General features: G+C 69.0%; 14 protein-coding genes. 11 read left to right on the top strand and 3 right to left on the bottom strand.

What is annotated here, in order from left to right; all coding sequences use genetic code 11:
* Nucleotides 1-17 precede the first annotated feature (17 nt).
* Entirely contained in the window at nucleotides 18-1283 is a 1266-nt protein-coding gene (locus VHC63_04295) for an alkyl sulfatase dimerization domain-containing protein (protein HVV35800.1), read from the bottom strand.
* A 20-nt stretch (nucleotides 1284-1303) separates the two neighbouring features.
* Between VHC63_04295 and VHC63_04290 the strand changes: the two genes are divergently transcribed.
* From VHC63_04290 to VHC63_04280, 3 genes are read left to right on the top strand one after another with little or no spacing between them, the layout of a single operon-like run.
* Complete coding sequence (locus VHC63_04290) at nucleotides 1304-2191, top strand: haloalkane dehalogenase (protein ID HVV35799.1); 888 nt, start codon at nucleotides 1304-1306, stop codon at nucleotides 2189-2191.
* Nucleotides 2188-3732 (top strand): AMP-binding protein, encoded by a 1545-nt coding sequence (locus tag VHC63_04285; GenBank protein ID HVV35798.1) that lies wholly within the window; start codon nucleotides 2188-2190, stop codon nucleotides 3730-3732. The genes VHC63_04290 and VHC63_04285 overlap by 4 nt, the downstream gene beginning before the upstream one ends.
* The gene (locus tag VHC63_04280) at nucleotides 3716-4510 is read left to right on the top strand and encodes an SDR family NAD(P)-dependent oxidoreductase (GenBank protein ID HVV35797.1); all 795 of its coding nucleotides are present in this window, start codon (nucleotides 3716-3718) and stop codon (nucleotides 4508-4510) included. The genes VHC63_04285 and VHC63_04280 overlap by 17 nt, the downstream gene beginning before the upstream one ends.
* Before the next feature lie 661 nt (nucleotides 4511-5171).
* On the opposite strand, the gene VHC63_04275 is transcribed toward VHC63_04280, so the two are convergent.
* Nucleotides 5172-5795 (bottom strand): DUF2461 domain-containing protein, encoded by a 624-nt coding sequence (locus VHC63_04275; protein ID HVV35796.1) that lies wholly within the window; start codon nucleotides 5793-5795, stop codon nucleotides 5172-5174.
* Nucleotides 5795-6343: a YqgE/AlgH family protein gene (locus tag VHC63_04270; GenBank protein ID HVV35795.1), complete on the bottom strand. Its 549-nt coding sequence runs from the start codon at nucleotides 6341-6343 to the stop codon at nucleotides 5795-5797. Before VHC63_04270 ends, VHC63_04275 begins: the two co-directional genes overlap by 1 nt.
* Before the next feature lie 34 nt (nucleotides 6344-6377).
* Between VHC63_04270 and VHC63_04265 the strand changes: the two genes are divergently transcribed.
* From VHC63_04265 to VHC63_04230, 8 genes are all read left to right on the top strand, one after another.
* Nucleotides 6378-7238, top strand: a complete 861-nt coding sequence (locus VHC63_04265; GenBank protein ID HVV35794.1) for an LLM class F420-dependent oxidoreductase — start codon at nucleotides 6378-6380, stop codon at nucleotides 7236-7238.
* A gap of 74 nt (nucleotides 7239-7312) precedes the next feature.
* Nucleotides 7313-8467 (top strand): hypothetical protein, encoded by a 1155-nt coding sequence (locus VHC63_04260; protein HVV35793.1) that lies wholly within the window; start codon nucleotides 7313-7315, stop codon nucleotides 8465-8467.
* A 15-nt stretch (nucleotides 8468-8482) separates the two neighbouring features.
* Nucleotides 8483-9112, top strand: coding sequence for a hypothetical protein (locus tag VHC63_04255; GenBank protein HVV35792.1), 630 nt, complete (start codon nucleotides 8483-8485; stop codon nucleotides 9110-9112).
* The gene (locus VHC63_04250) at nucleotides 9102-11258 is read left to right on the top strand and encodes an ABC transporter permease (protein HVV35791.1); all 2157 of its coding nucleotides are present in this window, start codon (nucleotides 9102-9104) and stop codon (nucleotides 11256-11258) included. Before VHC63_04255 ends, VHC63_04250 begins: the two co-directional genes overlap by 11 nt.
* Nucleotides 11255-14236: an MFS transporter gene (locus VHC63_04245; protein HVV35790.1), complete on the top strand. Its 2982-nt coding sequence runs from the start codon at nucleotides 11255-11257 to the stop codon at nucleotides 14234-14236. Before VHC63_04250 ends, VHC63_04245 begins: the two co-directional genes overlap by 4 nt.
* Complete coding sequence (locus VHC63_04240) at nucleotides 14236-15303, top strand: hypothetical protein (protein HVV35789.1); 1068 nt, start codon at nucleotides 14236-14238, stop codon at nucleotides 15301-15303. Before VHC63_04245 ends, VHC63_04240 begins: the two co-directional genes overlap by 1 nt.
* A 90-nt stretch (nucleotides 15304-15393) precedes the next feature.
* Nucleotides 15394-15906 (top strand): hypothetical protein, encoded by a 513-nt coding sequence (locus VHC63_04235; GenBank protein ID HVV35788.1) that lies wholly within the window; start codon nucleotides 15394-15396, stop codon nucleotides 15904-15906.
* Between the two features lie 23 nt (nucleotides 15907-15929).
* A partial coding sequence (locus tag VHC63_04230) for a sigma-70 family RNA polymerase sigma factor (protein ID HVV35787.1) occupies nucleotides 15930-16988 on the top strand: 1059 nt, incomplete at its 3' end.

Below are 16988 nucleotides of genomic sequence, written 5' to 3'. Positions count from 1 at the left end.
AGATGCACACAGGGGCATCAGTCCTCGGCGGCGCGACGCGATTCCTGGGCGGTCCAGTTGAAGACGCCTTTGGACATGGTGGAGCGTTCGGCGGCCATGCGGCGTTCGTAGACCTCGGCGCGGGCGTGGTGGGCGGTCGTGGAGGACGGCTCGGCGTCGACGGCCATCTGGGCGAGGTGGCCGGCGAGACGCAGCGAGTCGTCGTCACCCGCCGACGCCAGTGCGAGGGCGCGCTGGGCGACGGCGTCGACGCCGCCGGCGAGGGCGACCATCTCCGCCGCCAGGGCGGCGCGGGGCGCCGGCTTCAACGACGACGGGTCGCCGTCCCACCACCCACCGTAGAGGCGCCACACGTTGCGCACGACGAACTCGGGCTCGTCGTAGACCGGACGCAGGTACGGGCGCTCCAACAAGTGGGCGGGCGCGCGCACGGTGTGCACGATCTCGTCGAGCGACGCGCCCTCGTTCATCATCGCCAGCGTGTTGTCGTGCAGGTAGTCCAGCAATTCGGCCGACTCACTCAGCGCCTGGCGCACGCGGTCGGCGCCGATAATGGGCACGCCGTGGCCGGGCAGCAACACCTCGGCGTTTTTCGCCGCCATGGCGCGCAACGCGTGGGCCCAGTCCTTGGCGAAGCGCTGCACCTTCTGCGGGTTGCCGGCGTTGGGCGACGCCCAGATGAAGAAGTCGCCGCACGCCAGCACGCGCCGCGCCGGCACGAACACCCACGTGGCGTCGTCGGTCTCGCCGCGCCCGTGGTACAGCTCGAAGTCCTCGCCGCCGACGGAGACCACGAGCGAGTCGGAGTACACCTCGTCGGGGTAGCGGTAGTCGGTCGGCCAGCGAAAGCCCGGCGCCGAGAACTGCCGGGCGTTGATCACGCTGTTGTAACCGTTGGTCGCGATGTAGCGGTCGAAGCGCGCCGGCAGCAGTTCGTGGGCGACGACGCGCGGCGCCGGCGCACCCGCCGCCCGCGCTTCCTCCTCGTAGATGGGCACGCCGAAGCAGTGGTCGACGTGGCCGTGGGTGAACACCGCCGTGTGCAGCGGCGTCGTGTTCCACGTGCGCACGTCGTCGTGCACCGCGCGCGCCCGAAACGACGACCCGGTGTCGACGAGTACGAGACCGTCGCCGGTGGCGAAGGCGGCCACGTTGGCGAACGACGGCACGAACCCGGTCTGCGGTGCCACCTCTTCGAGGCCGCCGACGATCGAGAACGGGTGGTGATCCTTGATGTCGAGGCGACCGGTCCACAGTCCGTCGGCAAGATCCAGAACGTTCATGCGCGCTTACGCTCGCGCATATGACCATCCTGCGCACCCCCGACGAACGATTCGAGAACCTGCCGGGGTACGACTTCGCCCCGCACTACGTCGAGGTCGACGGTCTGCGCATTCACTACGTCGACGAGGGCGAAGGCCCGACCGTCCTGCTGATGCACGGTGAGCCCAGCTGGTCGTACCTGTACCGCCACATGATCCCCGTGCTGGTCGACGGCGGTTGCCGCGCCGTGGCGCCCGATCTCGTGGGCTTCGGCAAGTCGGACAAGCTGAGCGAGCGCAGCGATTACACCTACGCAAAGCACGTGGCGTGGATGTCGGCGTGGCTCGAAGCCGTCGACCTCAACGACGTCACCCTGGTGTGCCAGGACTGGGGCGCGCTCATCGGCCTGCGCCTCGCCGCGGCGTATCCCGACCGCTTCGCCCGCCTCGTCGTGGCGAACGGCGGCCTGCCCACCGGCGACCAGAAGGCCACCGAGGCGTTCTTCAACTGGCAGAAGTTCAGCCAGGAGACGCCGGTCTTCCCCGTCGGCGGGATCATCAACGGCGGTTGCACCACCGACCTGTCGCCCGATGTCATCGCGGCGTACGACGCGCCGTTCCCCGACGAGGAGTTCAAGGCCGGCGCCCGCCAGTTCCCGGCGCTCGTGCCCACGTCGCCCGACGACCCCGAAGCTCCCGCCAACCGCGAGGCCTGGAAGGTGCTCGAAGCCTTCACCAAGCCGGTGCTGACCGCGTTCTCCGACAGCGACCCGATCACCAAGGGCGGCTTCCGCGTCTTCCAAGAGCGCGTGCCCGGCGCCAAGGACCAGCCTCACACCACCATCGAGGGCGGCGGCCACTTCCTCCAGGAGGACAAGGGCCCCGAACTCGCCAACGTGGTGCTCGAGTTCATCCGCACCACCTCGTGAGCCCCCTCGACGACATCCTCTTCGGAGGACGCCTGGCGTGGGACATGGGGTTCTTCACGCCTGACGGGTTGAAGCTGCTGCCGGCTCTCGCGCTCGGCGTGCAGCGCTACGGCGTCGGTCCGGCCATGGGGTTCGAAGCGGTGGGCCACGCCTTCGGCGACACCGTCGGCCTCTACGACGACTTCGGCGCGCTCACCTTCGCCGAGCTGCGTGATCAATCCGACGCCCTCGCCGTCGCCCTCGGCGAGCGCGGCGTCGAGGCCGGCCAGACCGTCGCCGTCCTGGCGCGCAACCACCGCGGCCTCGTGCTGTCGACCGTCGCGCTGAGCAAGCTCGGCGCCGACATCGTGTTCTTCAACACCGGCTTCGCCGCGCCGCAGGTCAAGGACGTCGCGGCGCGCGAGGGCGTCGTGGCGTTCATCGCCGATCGCGAGTTCGACGAGCTCGTCAAGGACGTCGACGCCGCGCACTTCGCCGCCGACGACCTCGGCGACCTCATCGACGAAGGCCTCGGCCGTCACCCCCGCAAGCCGCCGCGGTCGTCGCGCACGGTGATCCTGACCTCGGGCACGACGGGCACGCCCAAGGGCGCCACCCGCGACACGACCGACGCCGCCGGCGCCGCCCTCGGTTTCGCGTCGCGCCTGCGGATGAAAATCCGCGACACGACGCTGATCGCCGCGCCGGCGTTCCACGCCTGGGGCGCGGCGCATCTGGCGACGACGATGCTGCTCGGCTCGACCGTCGTGTTGCAGCGCCGCTTCGACCCCGAAGCCGTGCTGCAAGCAATCGACATGCACCGCGTGCGCACGCTCGTGGTGGTGCCGGTGATGCTCCAGCGCCTCCTCGAACTGCCCGAAGACGTGCGGCGCAAGTACGACACGTCGTCGCTCGAGGTCGTGGCGTCGTCGGGCAGCGCGCTGCCGGGCCCGCTGGCGCAGCGGTGGATGGACGCGTTCGGCGAGAACCTCTACAACACCTACGGCTCGACCGAGGTGTCGATCGCGACGATCGCGGATCCGAAGCAGTTGCGTGCACACCCGGGTACCGCCGGCACGCCGCTGCGCGGCAGCAAAGTCGTGTTGCACGACGGGCGCATCTTCGTCGGCAACGCCGCGCTGTTCAGCGGCTACACCGGGGGCGGAACCAAAGAGATGATCGACGGGCTGATGGCGACGGGCGACGTCGGCCACTTCGACGACGAAGGCAACCTCTACGTCGACGGGCGCGACGACGACATGATCGTGTCGGGCGGTGAGAACGTGTTCCCCCAGGAGGTCGAGGACCTCCTCGCCGGTCATCCCGACGTGGTGGAGGTCGCCGTGGTCGGCGTGCCCGACGAGCAGTTCGGGCAACGCCTCGCGGCCTACGTCGTCACCCGCGACGAGGTGGGCGACGAGGAGCTCAAGGACTACGTGAAGGCGCACCTGGCGCGCCACAAGGTGCCCCGCGACGTGCGCTTCGTCGACGCGCTGCCGCGCAACGCCACGGGCAAGCTGCTGCGCCGCGAGCTACAACAGCGCCATGGAGACTCCGCTTAAGGGGAAGGTGGCGCTCGTCACCGGTGCGAGCCGCGGCATCGGTGAGTTCATCGCCAAGCGACTCGGCGCCGCCGGTGCCGCGGTCGCGGTCAGCGCCCGCACGCTCGAAGAAGGCGACCACCAGTTCGCCGGCAGCGTGACCACCACGGTCAAGGCGATCAACGACGGCGGCGGGATCGCCGCCGCGTTCCGCGCCGACCTCGGTGACCACGACGACCGCCACGCGCTCGTGCCCGCGGTCGTCAAGGAGTTCGGCCCGATCGACATCCTCGTCAACAACGCGGCGATCACCTACTTCGAGCCGATCGACAACTTCTCCGAGCGCCACTACGACCTCATGTTCGACGTGCAGGTCAAGGCGCCCTTCGAGCTGTGCCAAGCGGTGCTGCCGTCGATGCGCGAGCGCAAGCAGGGTTGGATCCTCAACATCTCCTCGGGAGCGGCGCGCCACCCCCAGGGTCCGCCCTACGGCATGGGCATGCGGGGCGGCGCCGTCTACGGCATGTGCAAGGCGGCGCTCGAGCGCTTCTCGACGGGCCTCGCCGCCGAGGCGTATCGCGACAACATCGCGGTCAACTGCCTGTCGCCCAGCGGCGTCATCGCCACGCCCGGCGTCGTGCACCACAAGCTCGACAAGTTGGTGGGCGAAGAGAACCTCGAGCCGATGGAGCGGATGGTCGACGCCGCCTACGCGATGGTGACGGGCGACCCGCAGGTCCTCACCGGCAAGGTCACCTACGCCCGCCCATTTCTCGAGGAAATCGCCGCGCAGTCCTAGGCGTCAGCAGCGCTATATCCGGCATTCGTGCGTGGGTTGCCGCTCGGGGCTTCGACGTGCAGTTAGGGACGTGAGAGCCTTCGGTGAAGTGCCTCCAGCGTCCCCAACTGCACGCGAAAGTCGAGAGCGCCTAAGTGCCGCGATGTGCGGTTGACGCGGACCACGAAAGCGTCCCCGCGGTGACGTCGCGACCCGAAAGCGGTTCCGCGGAACCGTCTCTCCAGAGAGCCTGGGCAGGTTCCTCGACAGTCGTGTTCACCCAGACGCGACACGACTCGCACGCGGCCCGTACGACGCCGCTCGCATGGCCCGGCAGCGCGAAGTCAACCCCGTGTGTGCTCTCGAGTCAGCGGTCCATCTGCTTGTCCACAAAGCACGCATGGCCGCGTACCCACGTCCAAAACCGTACGCATGCGCTCCGTGCAGAGCACGCATAAGTCAGCGATCTCGGGCGCCCTTGTCGTCGACTGTCCCGTGGGCACTCGACACATACATCAAAGGCCGACTGATGGCCACGTGGCACCGTCCGGTCGGCCGCATCACGAAGTCACAGGCGTACGGACTCATGCACTGGGTGGTCGCAGAGCGAACTCCGTCGTGTCCCCGGTGCCGCATCGAAACAGGAAGAGTCCACATTGTCGACAGATGCTGGGAAAACGGTCTAGCGGCGCCAGTCTTCGGGGAGGATGGTCGTGGGGCCGACGTGCTCGTCGAGCCACGCGGCCACGGGCGCGCCCCCGCGCAACGACGCCTTCACCTTGTCGTCGTCGACGACGCGGCCGACGTAGAGGCCGGCGTGGCGGAGCAAGTCGACGCGCGGGTGGTCCTTGGCGTAGCCCCGCGGCGCCACCTTGAGCGATTCACCGTGGACCTCGTAGCCCTTCTGGCGCGCCGCGGCGACGAGCTTCACCAACGCGGCGCCGGTGCCGTCGTTGGCGACGGCGGCGCGATAGCGCTCGATCTGGTCCTTGGCGAAGCGGTAGTAACCGGTTCCGGCGTAGAGCCCGTCGGCGGAGAAACTGACGTAGACCGACGCCCCGCCTTCGGTCTCGGCCGTCGCCGCGATGTTGGTCTTGTACGGCGTCTTGTCCTTCGAGAAGCGGATGTCGCGGTTGGGCCGGAAGATGTGGAAGGGGCCGTAGGTCTTGGCCAGTTCGTCGGTGAGCGCCACCATCGGGGCGCGCACGAACTCGTCGTACTCGGCCTTGTGCTCGGTCCAGAACGCCTTGGTGTTGTCGGCCGCGAGTTGCTCGAAGAAGCGCGTCGCCTTCGGGGAGAACATCATCAGTTCAATGATGGATCGCGGGGGACGTTCTTGAGGCGCGCGTACTTGGGCCCGCGTCGTTCGAGCACGCGCTCCCACAGCCCCTCGGGTTCGTCGCTCGTGAGGTCGAAGGGTCCGACGTCGGTGACGAGCCACGAGCCCCGCGCCAGTTCGAACTCGAGCTGGCGCGCCGACCAACCGGCGTAGCCGCGGTACACCCGCACGTGGTCGACGCCTTCGGGGGGCAGCGCCCGCGGGTCGATCGAACCCCAGTGGTCGAGCACCGGGGCGAAGCCGGGGCGCTCGTCGGCCGAGACTCCCCGCGCCAGGCAGATGATCCCGTCGGGTTCGACCGGTCCACCGCTGAAGATGACGGAGGGTTCGGCGGCCTCGGCCTTCAACTCGGGGAAGATCTCGGCGAGGTCGATCCCCGTCGGACGGTTGAGCACGACGCCGAGTGCGCCCTGGGGACCGTGGGCGAGCACGAGCACGACGGTGCGGTAGAACGCGTCCTCGCGCACGTTGGGCAGCGAAACCAGCAGCTTGCCCTTCAGCCACTCTTCGCTCACTGATCGCTCGGATCGCTCACTAGGGTCCGCCTCCATGAAATTCGGGATCATTTTCGCGAACGTCGGACCCTGGGGCCTACCCGATCATGCAGCAGCGATGGCGGCGGCGTGCGAAGAGTTCGGCATCGAGTCGGTGTGGACCGTCGAACACGTGGTGGTGCCGAAGGGTTACCAGTCGCCGTACCCCTACTCGCCGACGGGCCGCATGCCCGGACCCGAGGACAGCCCGATCCCGGATCCGCTGATCTGGCTGACGTACATGGCGGCGAACTCGACCAATCTGCGCCTGGCGACCGGCGTGTTGATCCTGCCGCAGCGCAACCCGCTGGTGCTGGCCAAGGAGCTGGCGACGCTCGACCAGCTGTCGAAGGGCCGCCTCACCCTCGGCGTCGGCGTGGGCTGGCTGGCCGAGGAGTTCTCGGCGCTCGGCATCCCCTTCGCCGAGCGGGCCAAGCGCACTGACGATGCGATCGGGGCGCTACGCGCCGCCTGGACCCAGAACCCGGCCACGCACCACGGCGAGTTCTTCGACTTCACCGACGTGCACGTGCTGCCCGCGCCCGTGCAGGCCGGTGGGGTGCCGATCGTGGTCGGGGGCCACACCCCGGCGGCGGCCCGGCGCGCCGGGCGTCTCGGCGACGGCTTCTTCCCGGCGCAGAGCACGATCGACGACCTCCCGCCGCTGCTCGACATCATGCGTACGGCGGCCAAAGACGCCGGCCGCGACGCCGACGCCATCGAGATAACCGCTGGTGGCGGCCTCGATCTCGACACGGTGAAGCGCTTCGCCGACCTCGGTGTCGCGCGCCTCGTGATCCCGCCGCTCGCCTTCGACGTCGAGGGCCTGCGCGCCGCGCTCGGAACCTTCCAGGAGAAGGTGATCAGCAAGCTCTGATCCCCGTGCGCTATTAATGGGGCCAGTAGCCGTGCTCGTGCTAGGGGCGAGTGCGCATCTGGGGGGAAAACCGAATGTCACAGACACCCGGCGCGCTGGGGCGCCGCTATCTGCCGTTCCTGATCTTGGCGGCAGTGCAGGTTCTGATCATCGCCATTGCGCCGTCGAAGACGCCCGTCGCCGTTACCGCGACGGGCGCCACCGGTAGCAACGGGCAAACGCTCGTCGCCGGCCAAGTCCTCGACCAGAACGGGCAACCGCTCGACGGCGTCACGCAGCAGGCCGACGGCACCTTCGTCGACGCCAGCGGCAACGTCGTCACGAGCGTGACCGCCGGCGCGAGCGGCGCCGCCAAGGCCGCCAACGCCGACATGAGCAAGTGCGACAAGACCGGCCATCAGATCGGCCCGCCGGGCTACAAGCTCATGCCCCCGTGCGTGCCGGTGTGGCACGGCGGCGACAACGGGGGAGCCACGATGACCGGCGTCACCAAGGACGCCATCAACTTCGTCGTCTACGTGGCGCAGGGCAACGCCGAGGTCAACGCCATCCTCGCCACCCAGGGACTTGCGGCGTCGGCGGAGCAGTCCTGCGAGGCAAGAGCGGCGTTCTACAAGGAGATCAACAAGGGCTACTTCGAGACCTACGGGCGCAAGTTCGTCGCGATGGACGGCCCAGGCGCCAACAAGGGGTCGACCCAGCAGAGCCCGTGCAACTTCCCGTACTTCCAGGGCCAGTGCGCGCTGACGCCGCCCGACCCGCCGTGCGGACTCGCCGAGGCCAAGGTCATCGCGTCGATGCACCCGGCGTTCGTGATCGGCACCTACGGCGACTCGATGTCGGAGTACCTCGCCAGCCAGCACATCATCGTGCTCGGCGGCGGGAGCGCTCCGGGCGAGTACTACCAGGAGCGCACGCCGTACTACTACGGCATCTTGATGGACGGCTACCGCCAAGCCGACCTCGACGCCGAGTACTGGTGCAAGCGCATGAACGCCAAGCCGGCGGTGCAGGCGGGCGCCGACGTGAAGACGACGCGTAACTGGGGCAAGGCGCCGGGCGAGACGCCGGTGCGCAAGCTGGCGGCGATCTTCCCCGAGACCAACGGCGACGAGTCGTCGTTCCTGTCGGTCAAACGTTTCAAGGAGAACGTGACCGGCAAGATGTGCAACTCGCCCGGCGGCGTGTTGATGATCCCGTACCAGTCCGACATCACGACCGCGCAGTAGCAATCGGCCAACGTCGTGCAGCAGCTGATCGACAACCACATCACGACCGTCGCCTGCTTCTGCGACCCCATCGCCCCGGTGTTCCTCACCCAGACGATGAAGAACCAGCGTTACTTCCCGGAGAACTGGGTGGTCGGCGTGGGCCTCATGGACTACGACGTGCTCGGTCGGCTGTACGACCCGACCGAGTGGGCGCACGCCTTCGGCGCGTCGGACCTCGGTACCGGCCAGAACTTTGCCCAGACCGACGCGGCGCGCTGGTGGACCGACGCCGGCAACTCCGGCCAGCCGGACGGAACGGAGAACGCCGTCCTGCCGGGCTTCTCGCTCATGGCGACGGCGTTCCACGTCGCCGGCTCGCACCCGACCCCCGACTCGATTCACCGCGGACTCGTCGCGCTCGATCCCGTCGGCTCGTGGCAGCAGCTCCACGACCAGCACAGCATCAAGGTCGGCTTCAAGTCGCCGAGTGAGTGGACGGCGACGGAGGACATGCGCGAGGTGTACTGGAACGCCACGCGCACGTCGGAGATCGACGGCAAGCCCGGCTCGTACTGCCCGGTCGACGGCGGCCACCGCTACGACCTCGGCGAGTGGCTCAAGGGTGATCCCGACGTCTTCGATCAGGCCAAGAATGGCTGTTAGCGCCCGGTTGCGCGGACCCCTCCGCGTCGTCGGCTCCCTCGGCGGCCTGTTCGTCGTCCTGCAGATCCTCCTGCGCAACAACGAGCCCGGACTCGGCATCTACGTCTACGGCGTGGTGATCGGGCTGCTCTACAGCCTGCTGGCTATCGGGCTCATCCTCATATACCGCGCCACGCGCATCATCAACTTCGCCCAGGCCGAGATCGGCGCGGCGACCGGCGTCATGGCGGTCGTGTTGATCAAGGTGCACCACGTTCCCTACGTGCTGGCGTTCCTCGTCGCCATCGTGTCGGGGATGGTGTCGGGCATGGTCGTCGAGTTCCTCGTGATCCGGCGTTTTCAGAAGGCGTCGCGTCTCGTCTTGTCGGTGGCGACCATCGGCGTCGGTCTGGTGTTCGCCGGGTTGCAGCTGCTCGTCCCGCTGTGGTTCGGCGCCAGCAAGCAGATCGACCCAGCCCCGCCGCGCACGCCGTTTTCGAGCTTGACGTTCCGCATCGGCAACTTCCACATGGACGCCAACTCGCTCGTCGTCCTGTTCTGGGCCGCGGTGGTCGTCATCGGTTTGTCGGTGTTCTTCCGGGCCACCGACATCGGCCTCGCCGTGCGCGGCACCGCCGAGAACTCCGATCGCGCCGCACTGCTGGGCATCCCGATCAAGCGCGTCTCGACGGTCGTGTGGGCGCTCGCCGCCGCGCTCTCGTCGCTGAGCGTGTTCCTGCGCGTGCCGGTGGTCGGGTTGCCGATTGGCGTGTTCGTCGGCCCGACGTTCCTGCTCTTCGGTCTCGCCGCCGCGGTTATCGCCCGCATGGAGAGCTTCGGCACCGCCGTGGCCGCGGGCGTCGGCCTCGGCGTGCTCGAGCAGACGCTCTACTACTTCTCCCGCGACCCGAACGTCGCCGGCGCGCTCATCCTGCCGATCGTGCTCGGGGCGATGCTGCTCCAGCGCGACAAGTTGTCACGCGGTCAGGACAGCGGTGTGTCGACGTGGTCGCTGGCCAAGGAGTTCCGCCCGATCCCACCCGAGCTACGCAACGTGCCGCTCGTGGTGTGGACGCGTTTCGCGCTCGGCGCGGCCGCCTTGGCCCTGTTGCTGTTCGGCTATGGCGGCCTGCCGTTCAAGCAGCAGATCCTGGCGTCGGTCGTCGTGATCTACGCCATCGTCGCGGTGTCGCTCGTCGTCCTTATCGGATGGGCGGGACAGATCAGCCTCGGGCAGTGGGGCATCGCCGGCATCGGAGCGATGGTCGCCGGCAACCTGGCGGCGCGCCACAACGCCGACTTCTTCGCCACGTTGATCATCGCCGGCGTGGCCGGCGCCGTCATCGCCGTCGTGATCGGTTTGCCGGCGCTGCGCATCACCGGCCTCTACCTCGCCGTGACGACCCTGGCGTTCGGCATCACCGTGCAGAACTACCTGCTCTCTCCCGTGTACTTCCGCGGCGTGCTGCCGCCCCACGGCAGCGGCGTGACGCGCCCGATGCTCTACGGCCGCTTCGACATCGCCAATGACCGCACCTTCTATTACGTGTGCCTCATCATGCTGGGTCTCTGTCTGCTGTCGGCGCGCGCGCTGCGGCGCAGCGCCGCGGGCCGCACGATCATCGCCGTGCGCGACAACCCCAAGGGCGCGCAGAGCTACTCCGTCAACACCTCGCGGGTGAAGCTGTGGGCCTTCGCCATCTCCGGCTTCTGGGCAGCACTCGCTGGTGCGCTCTTCGCCTACCAGCAGGGATCGGTCAACGCCGCCGCCTTCTCGCCCGAGCTGAGTCTGACGCTGCTCATCGTCGTAGTCATCGGTGGCGTCACGTCGCTGCCGGGCGCGCTGCTGGGCACGCTGTACATCGGCGTGCTCAAGTACGGCGACATCAGCCCGAGCGGTGAGCTGTTGGCGACGGGCTTTGGCGCGTTGTTGCTGCTGCTCGTGTTCAAGGCCGGTCTGGCGCAGCTGTTCTACGGGGTGCGGGACTCGTTCCTGCGCTGGGTCGCCGAGCGCAAGGGCATCGTCGTGCCGAGCCTGCTGGCCGACGTGCGCACCGAAGACGAGGCCCAAGCCGCCGACGCCGACGTCCTGAGCGCGGCGGCGCACACCGCCGACGAGCATCCCGAACCCGTACCCGTCCTCGAGGTCGACGAGGTGACGGTATGAACCCGTTCCGGAAGCTCAAGGAGACGCTCGACCGTGACACCGGCAAGGTTGCGGCGACCGCGCTCGTCGTCCTGACGCTGCTGTATTTCTTCGACGAGTTCGACACCGCGGCATTCGGCACCCTGGCGCCCGACATTCGCCACGCGTTCCACTTGTCGCTGCACGACTTCACGAGCATCGTCATCCTCAACGCGTCGCTGTTGTTGCTGTTGGCGATTCCGGTGAGCCAGCTCGGCGACCGCGTCAAGCGCGTGCCGCTCGTGGTGATCTCGGGAATCCTCGCGGGTCTTTTCTCCTTCGGGACGGGCATCGTGGTGTCGCTCGGGCTGCTCGTCACGATGCGCTTCGGCAACGGCCTCGGCTTGTTGGCCAACGGCCCGATCCACAATTCGTTGCTCTCGGACTACTACGAGCCCGAGAACCGCGCGCTGGTGTTCGCCGACCACGCCAACGGCGTCAACATCGGCGCCATCATCGGCCCGGCGTTCGCCGGAGTCTTGGGTGCGCTCTTCGGGTGGCGTTCTGCCTTCCTCGTCTTGATCGTGCCGATCCTCGTCACGACCTACTTCGTGGCGCGGCTCAAGGAGCCGGTGCGGGGCGGTACGGACGATCCGGACTCGGCCGTCGAGGCCAACGAAGAGAAAATGAAGTTTCGTGAGGCGGCGCGCACGCTGTGGGGCGTCAAGACGCTCAAGCGCCAGTTCATCGCCGCCGTCTTCCTCGGTGCTGGACTCATCCCGCTTGGCAGCTACCTACCCAACTACCTCCACGACGTGTACCACCTCGGCGATTTCCCCCGGGGTGTGATCGGCGCCATCAACGCCGCGTTCACGCTCTGGGGGGTGCGCAAGGGCGGCAAGTGGACTGCAGGGTGGTTCGCCAAGGACATGGGGGAGCCACTTCGCCGGGCTGGGTACGCGCTCGTCCTCACCGGCGTCGGCCTCGCGTGCGTTGCCGCCGCGCCGTGGCTTCCGTTGGCGCTGGCGTTCGGTTTCGCGACGAGCTTCGCGATCGGCACGTACACGGCGCCGCAGTTGGCGACCCAGGCGATGGTCAGCCCCGCCCGCGCCCGCACGCTGTCGTTCGGATTCGCCTCGCTGTTCCTCGTCTTCGGTGTCGCGTTCTTGTTCAACGGTCTCCCGGTAGCCCACGTGGCCGACGACCACGGGCTGCGTTGGGGTGTCTTCGTCCTGGTCCCGTACTGGGTCATCGGCGGCCTGGTGCTGGCCTCGGCGGGCCGCTTCGTAGCCGACGATGCGGCGCGGGCGCTGCGCAGTCTCAACGCCATGGTGAACCTGCGTCGTCAGCGGCTCAACGCCGGTGAGCGCTCCCTTCTGCTGTGTGCGGGCGTCGACGTTGCGTATGACGCGGTGCAGGTGCTCTTCGGGGTCGACTTCGAAGTGAAGGAAGGCGAAGCGGTTGCGCTGCTCGGCACCAACGGCGCCGGCAAGTCCACGTTGCTCAAGGCGATCTCGGGCCTCCAGCCTGTCGCCGGGGGCGCCGTGTTCTTCGACGGCACCGACATCACCCAGCTCGACGCTCGCGGCGCCGCCAAGCTCGGCATCGTGCAGATGCCCGGCGGGCGCAGCATCTTCCCGACGCTGACGGTCAACGAGTCGCTGCGCCTGGCCGGCTGGATGTACAAGCGCCGCGACCCGAAGTTCGTCGCCGACGCCACCGAGAAGGTGCTCGAGTACTTCCCGGTGCTGCGCCAGCGCGGCGATCAGCTGGCGGGCAACCTGTCGGGCGGCGAGCAGCAGATGCTCGGCCTCGGCATGGCGTTCATCGCCAAGCCGCGCCTGCTGATGATCGACGAGCTGTCGCTCGGTCTGGCGCCGGCGATCGTGAGCCAGCTGATCGAGATCGTGCAGCAGATGCACCGCGAAGGCACCACGATCATCCTCGTCGAGCAGTCCGTGAACGTGGCGCTCACCGTCGCCGACCGCGCGGTGTTCATGGAGAAGGGCGAGGTGCGCTTCACCGGGCCGACGGCCGAGCTGCTCGACCGCGGTGACATCTTGCGTTCGGTGTTCCTGGAGGGTGCACACGCGCACACCAATGGCAACACGCACACCAACGGCAACGGCAAGGAGAAGCCGGCGGCGGCCGCCCGGCGCGTGCTCGACCTGCGTGACGCGCCCGTGGCCCTCGAACTGGTCGAAGTGTCGAAGTCCTTCGGCGGCATTCGCGCGGTGGATCGCGTCTCGTTCCAGCTGCGCGAGAACGAGATCCTCGGGGTCATCGGACCCAACGGCGCCGGCAAGACGACGGTCTTCGACCTCATCTCCGGCTTTCTCATTCCCGATACCGGCGTGATCCGCATGGGCAGCAACGAAATCGGTTCGTGGTCGCCTGACCGCCGCGCCCGCGTCGGCCTCGGTCGCAGCTTCCAGGACGCGCGACTGTTCCCGTCGCTGACCGTCGCCGAGTGCATCGCGGTCGCCTTGGAGCGCCATCTCGAGTTCCGTGATCCGCTGGCGTGCGCGCTCGGACTGCCGTCGGTCGCCGAGGCCGAAGTCGACGTCGCCTGGGAGGTGCACGAGCTGATCGAATTGCTCGGCCTCGGCGCGTTCCGCAACAAGTTCGTCAGCGAGCTGTCGACCGGCAGCCGCCGCGTCGTCGACTTGGCGATGACGATGGCGCACCGCCCGTCGATCCTCATCCTCGACGAGCCGAGCTCGGGCATCGCCCAGCGCGAGACGGAGGCGCTCGGTCCGTTGCTGCAGCGCATCCAGCGCGAAGCCGGCTGCGCCATGCTCGTCATCGAACACGACATGCCGCTGGTCACCTCGATCTCCGACACGATGCTCGCGCTCGAGCTCGGCGCGGTGGTCACGACCGGCCTCCCGAACGACGTCGTCAACCATCCGGCGGTCGTTGCCTCGTACCTCGGCACCGACGACACGACGATCGCCCGCTCGGGCGCGCTGTCGACCAAGGCCAAGCCGCGGCGGCGGACGAAGGCGTCGGCCAACTGATGCTCAAGGGACTCACCGTTGCGCTCGGCGCCGCCGTTCTGGCGTTGTTCCCCAACGCGTGGCGGCCCCAGCCCACGGCGCGGCCCGACTCCGTCAGCCGCGTCGAGAGCGGGGTGTGGTGGATCGGCCAGCCGCGGGTCGCGCCGCCGTTGCCGCCGCCGGCGCAGGTGCCCGCCGGCGGGCTGTGGGTGTCGTCGACGACCGCCGGCACGGTGGCGCTCTCCGCGCTGCGGTTCACGGTCGGCGACTCCGACCGCCAGCCGATCGTGACGATCCCGGTGCAGACCTCGACGACGCCGCCCGCGGCGCTACCGGTGAGCCTGGGCCTGACGGTGGTGGCGTGTCAGGCAACGGGCGACTGGGCGCCGCCGGGCCAGGGGACGTTCGGGGCGCTGGCAAACGCGCCGAAGTACGACTGCAACAAGGGCCAAGTACTCGGGCAGATGGCTCTCGACGGCAAGTCGATGGTCTTCGAGTTCTCACAGTTCGTGAGCGACACCAACCGCACGATCTCGGTCGTGCTGATTCCGGCAAACGTGACGGCGCCGATCCCGGCCTCGCCCGTCGCGCTGCCGCTCCCGGTGCCGGCGGTCGTCGTGCCGCCGACCTTCGACGTCACGTTCAAGCCGGTGACACCCGACGCCGTGGAGGTCTTGACGTCACCGCTCCAGGACGTGCTGGGCGACGAGGGGCTGAGCGTCGAGACGCAGACGGGCGACGCCGCGCTCGTCGGCGGTGCCGCTTCGGTGGCCGGTGTGACGCGGTCGCGGACCGCAACGAAGCCGGCGACGAGGCCGAGCAGCATCGCGGCCGTGCCCCGCCAGCTGGCGCAGGCGGCGACGACCGTCGCCCACAAGGGCGACTCGCCGCGGACGCGCACCATCGCGGCGATCATCTTCCTCGACCTGTGCCTCTACGGCTGGTGGGCGTTGAATCGCGACCCGCTGCCGGGCACGCCGCAGGCGGGCCGCCCGTACCGGAGCCTCTACGACGGCTCGGCGGCGCCGGTCGGAACGACCCGCCGCCCGCTCACGAACCGGGAAGGCAAACCGCCGCCGCTGCGCTGAAAATTTCTCCGAAAAAATGCAAGAACGGGTGGCGCCGTAGGTCTTGACCTTCGAAGCCGGCACGGAGCCGGCAGAGAAGGGGAGATCCCAATGCGTGCTCGTTCGTTTTTCGTCACCAGCTTCGCCATTGCGGCGTTCATCGGTTCGGCCGGCGTCGCTCAAGCCCACCCGAGCGGCCCCGGCAACATCGAGAGCAAGCCCACCGCCACCACGGTCCCGCCCAAGGGTCCGGGCAACATCGCCCCCAAGCCCACGACGCCGACTACCACGCCGCCGGCGCCGAAGGGCCCGGGCGACCTCGCCAACACGCCCAGCAACCCCGTCGTCGATCCGCAGCCCCAGCCCCAGCCCAAGCCGGCGGACAACGGGTCGGTCGTCCCGGCGGATCACACCGGTGACAACGTGGTCGTCGGCGCCCCGCAGGTGACGACGGAGCCGCAGGCTCCGGTGGCCGCCGACGCCTCGGCGACGCCGGTGCCCGACGCGTCGGAGTCGCACGTGCCGACGATCGCCGTCGTCCTCGTGGCCGGTGTGGTCGGCGCCCTGATGGCGCTGCTCTTCGCCCGCCTGCGCCGCGACGACGACCATGCCGACCGCGTTTGACCATCCGTGTTTACCGTGATGGCGTGCCTACTGACGCCGAACTCGCGATCGCCGCTGCCAGCGGCGATCGCGACGCGTTTGCCGATATTTACGACCGCTACGCCAACGCCCTGTACGAGCTGTGCCGGGCGGTGCTGGGCGACGCCCACGAAGCCTCCGACGCGCTGCACGACACCTTCGTCATCGCCGCCACTCGGCTCGGCGGCTTGCGTGATCCGTCCCGGCTCAAGCCGTGGCTGTGCGCCATCGCCCGGCACGAGTCGATGCGCCGGTCGAGCCGGCGAGCGCGCAACCGTCCCGTCACCGCCGAGGTGCTCGACGTGCCCGTAGCCGACGATGCGGCGCGCGGTCTGATGGCCGACGACGCGGCCACGCTGGTGTGGGAAGCCGCCGACGCACTCACCGACCGTGAGCGTGCCGTGCTCGTGCTCAACGTGCGCCAGGGTCTCGACGGCGCGGAGCTCGCCGCCGCGGCCGGGCTGCCCGGCCCCACCGTGTCGGTGGTGTTGAGCCGCGCCAAGACGCAGCTGGCGGTCGCGGTGCGCTGCACGCTGCTGATCCGGCACGGCCGCGACGCCTGCGCGGAGCTCGCCCAGATCGTGCCGCGCAAACACATGGCGCTCGACGGGCTGATCCGCAAGCGCGTCGCCCGGCACGCGCCGGACTGCGCCATCTGCGGGCCGACGTGGAACAGTTCGCCCGAGGCACTCGGCGTCCTCGCGGCGGCCCCGCTGGTCGGCGCGCCCGTCGCCCTGCGCCACACGGTCCTCAACGATCCGCGCCTGATCTCGTTCTCGACGCCGCTCGGCGGCGGTGGGTGGCAACGCGACGGGTTCCCACCGCCCGAGCCCGTGGAGTCGCGCCGGCGCATCGTCGTCGGGCTCGCCGCGGCGATGGTGGCGGTGCTCGTCGCCGTCGGCATGGTGCTGATCGCCCGCGGCGATGACGACAAGACCGTGTCCGCCGGTGCGCCGCGCTCGCACCGGACGACGACGTCCGACGTCGAGGACTTCGCCCCCTGGCCCACCGACCCGCCCCACGAGTCGACCACCACGACCATCCGCAAGACAACGACGACGACC

This window comes from Acidimicrobiales bacterium, assembly GCA_035546775.1.
GTDB lineage: Bacteria > Actinomycetota > Acidimicrobiia > Acidimicrobiales > JACCXE01 > JACCXE01.
Note: the sequence above shows the minus strand (reverse complement) of the source record. Positions and strands in the feature narration are given on the sequence as shown.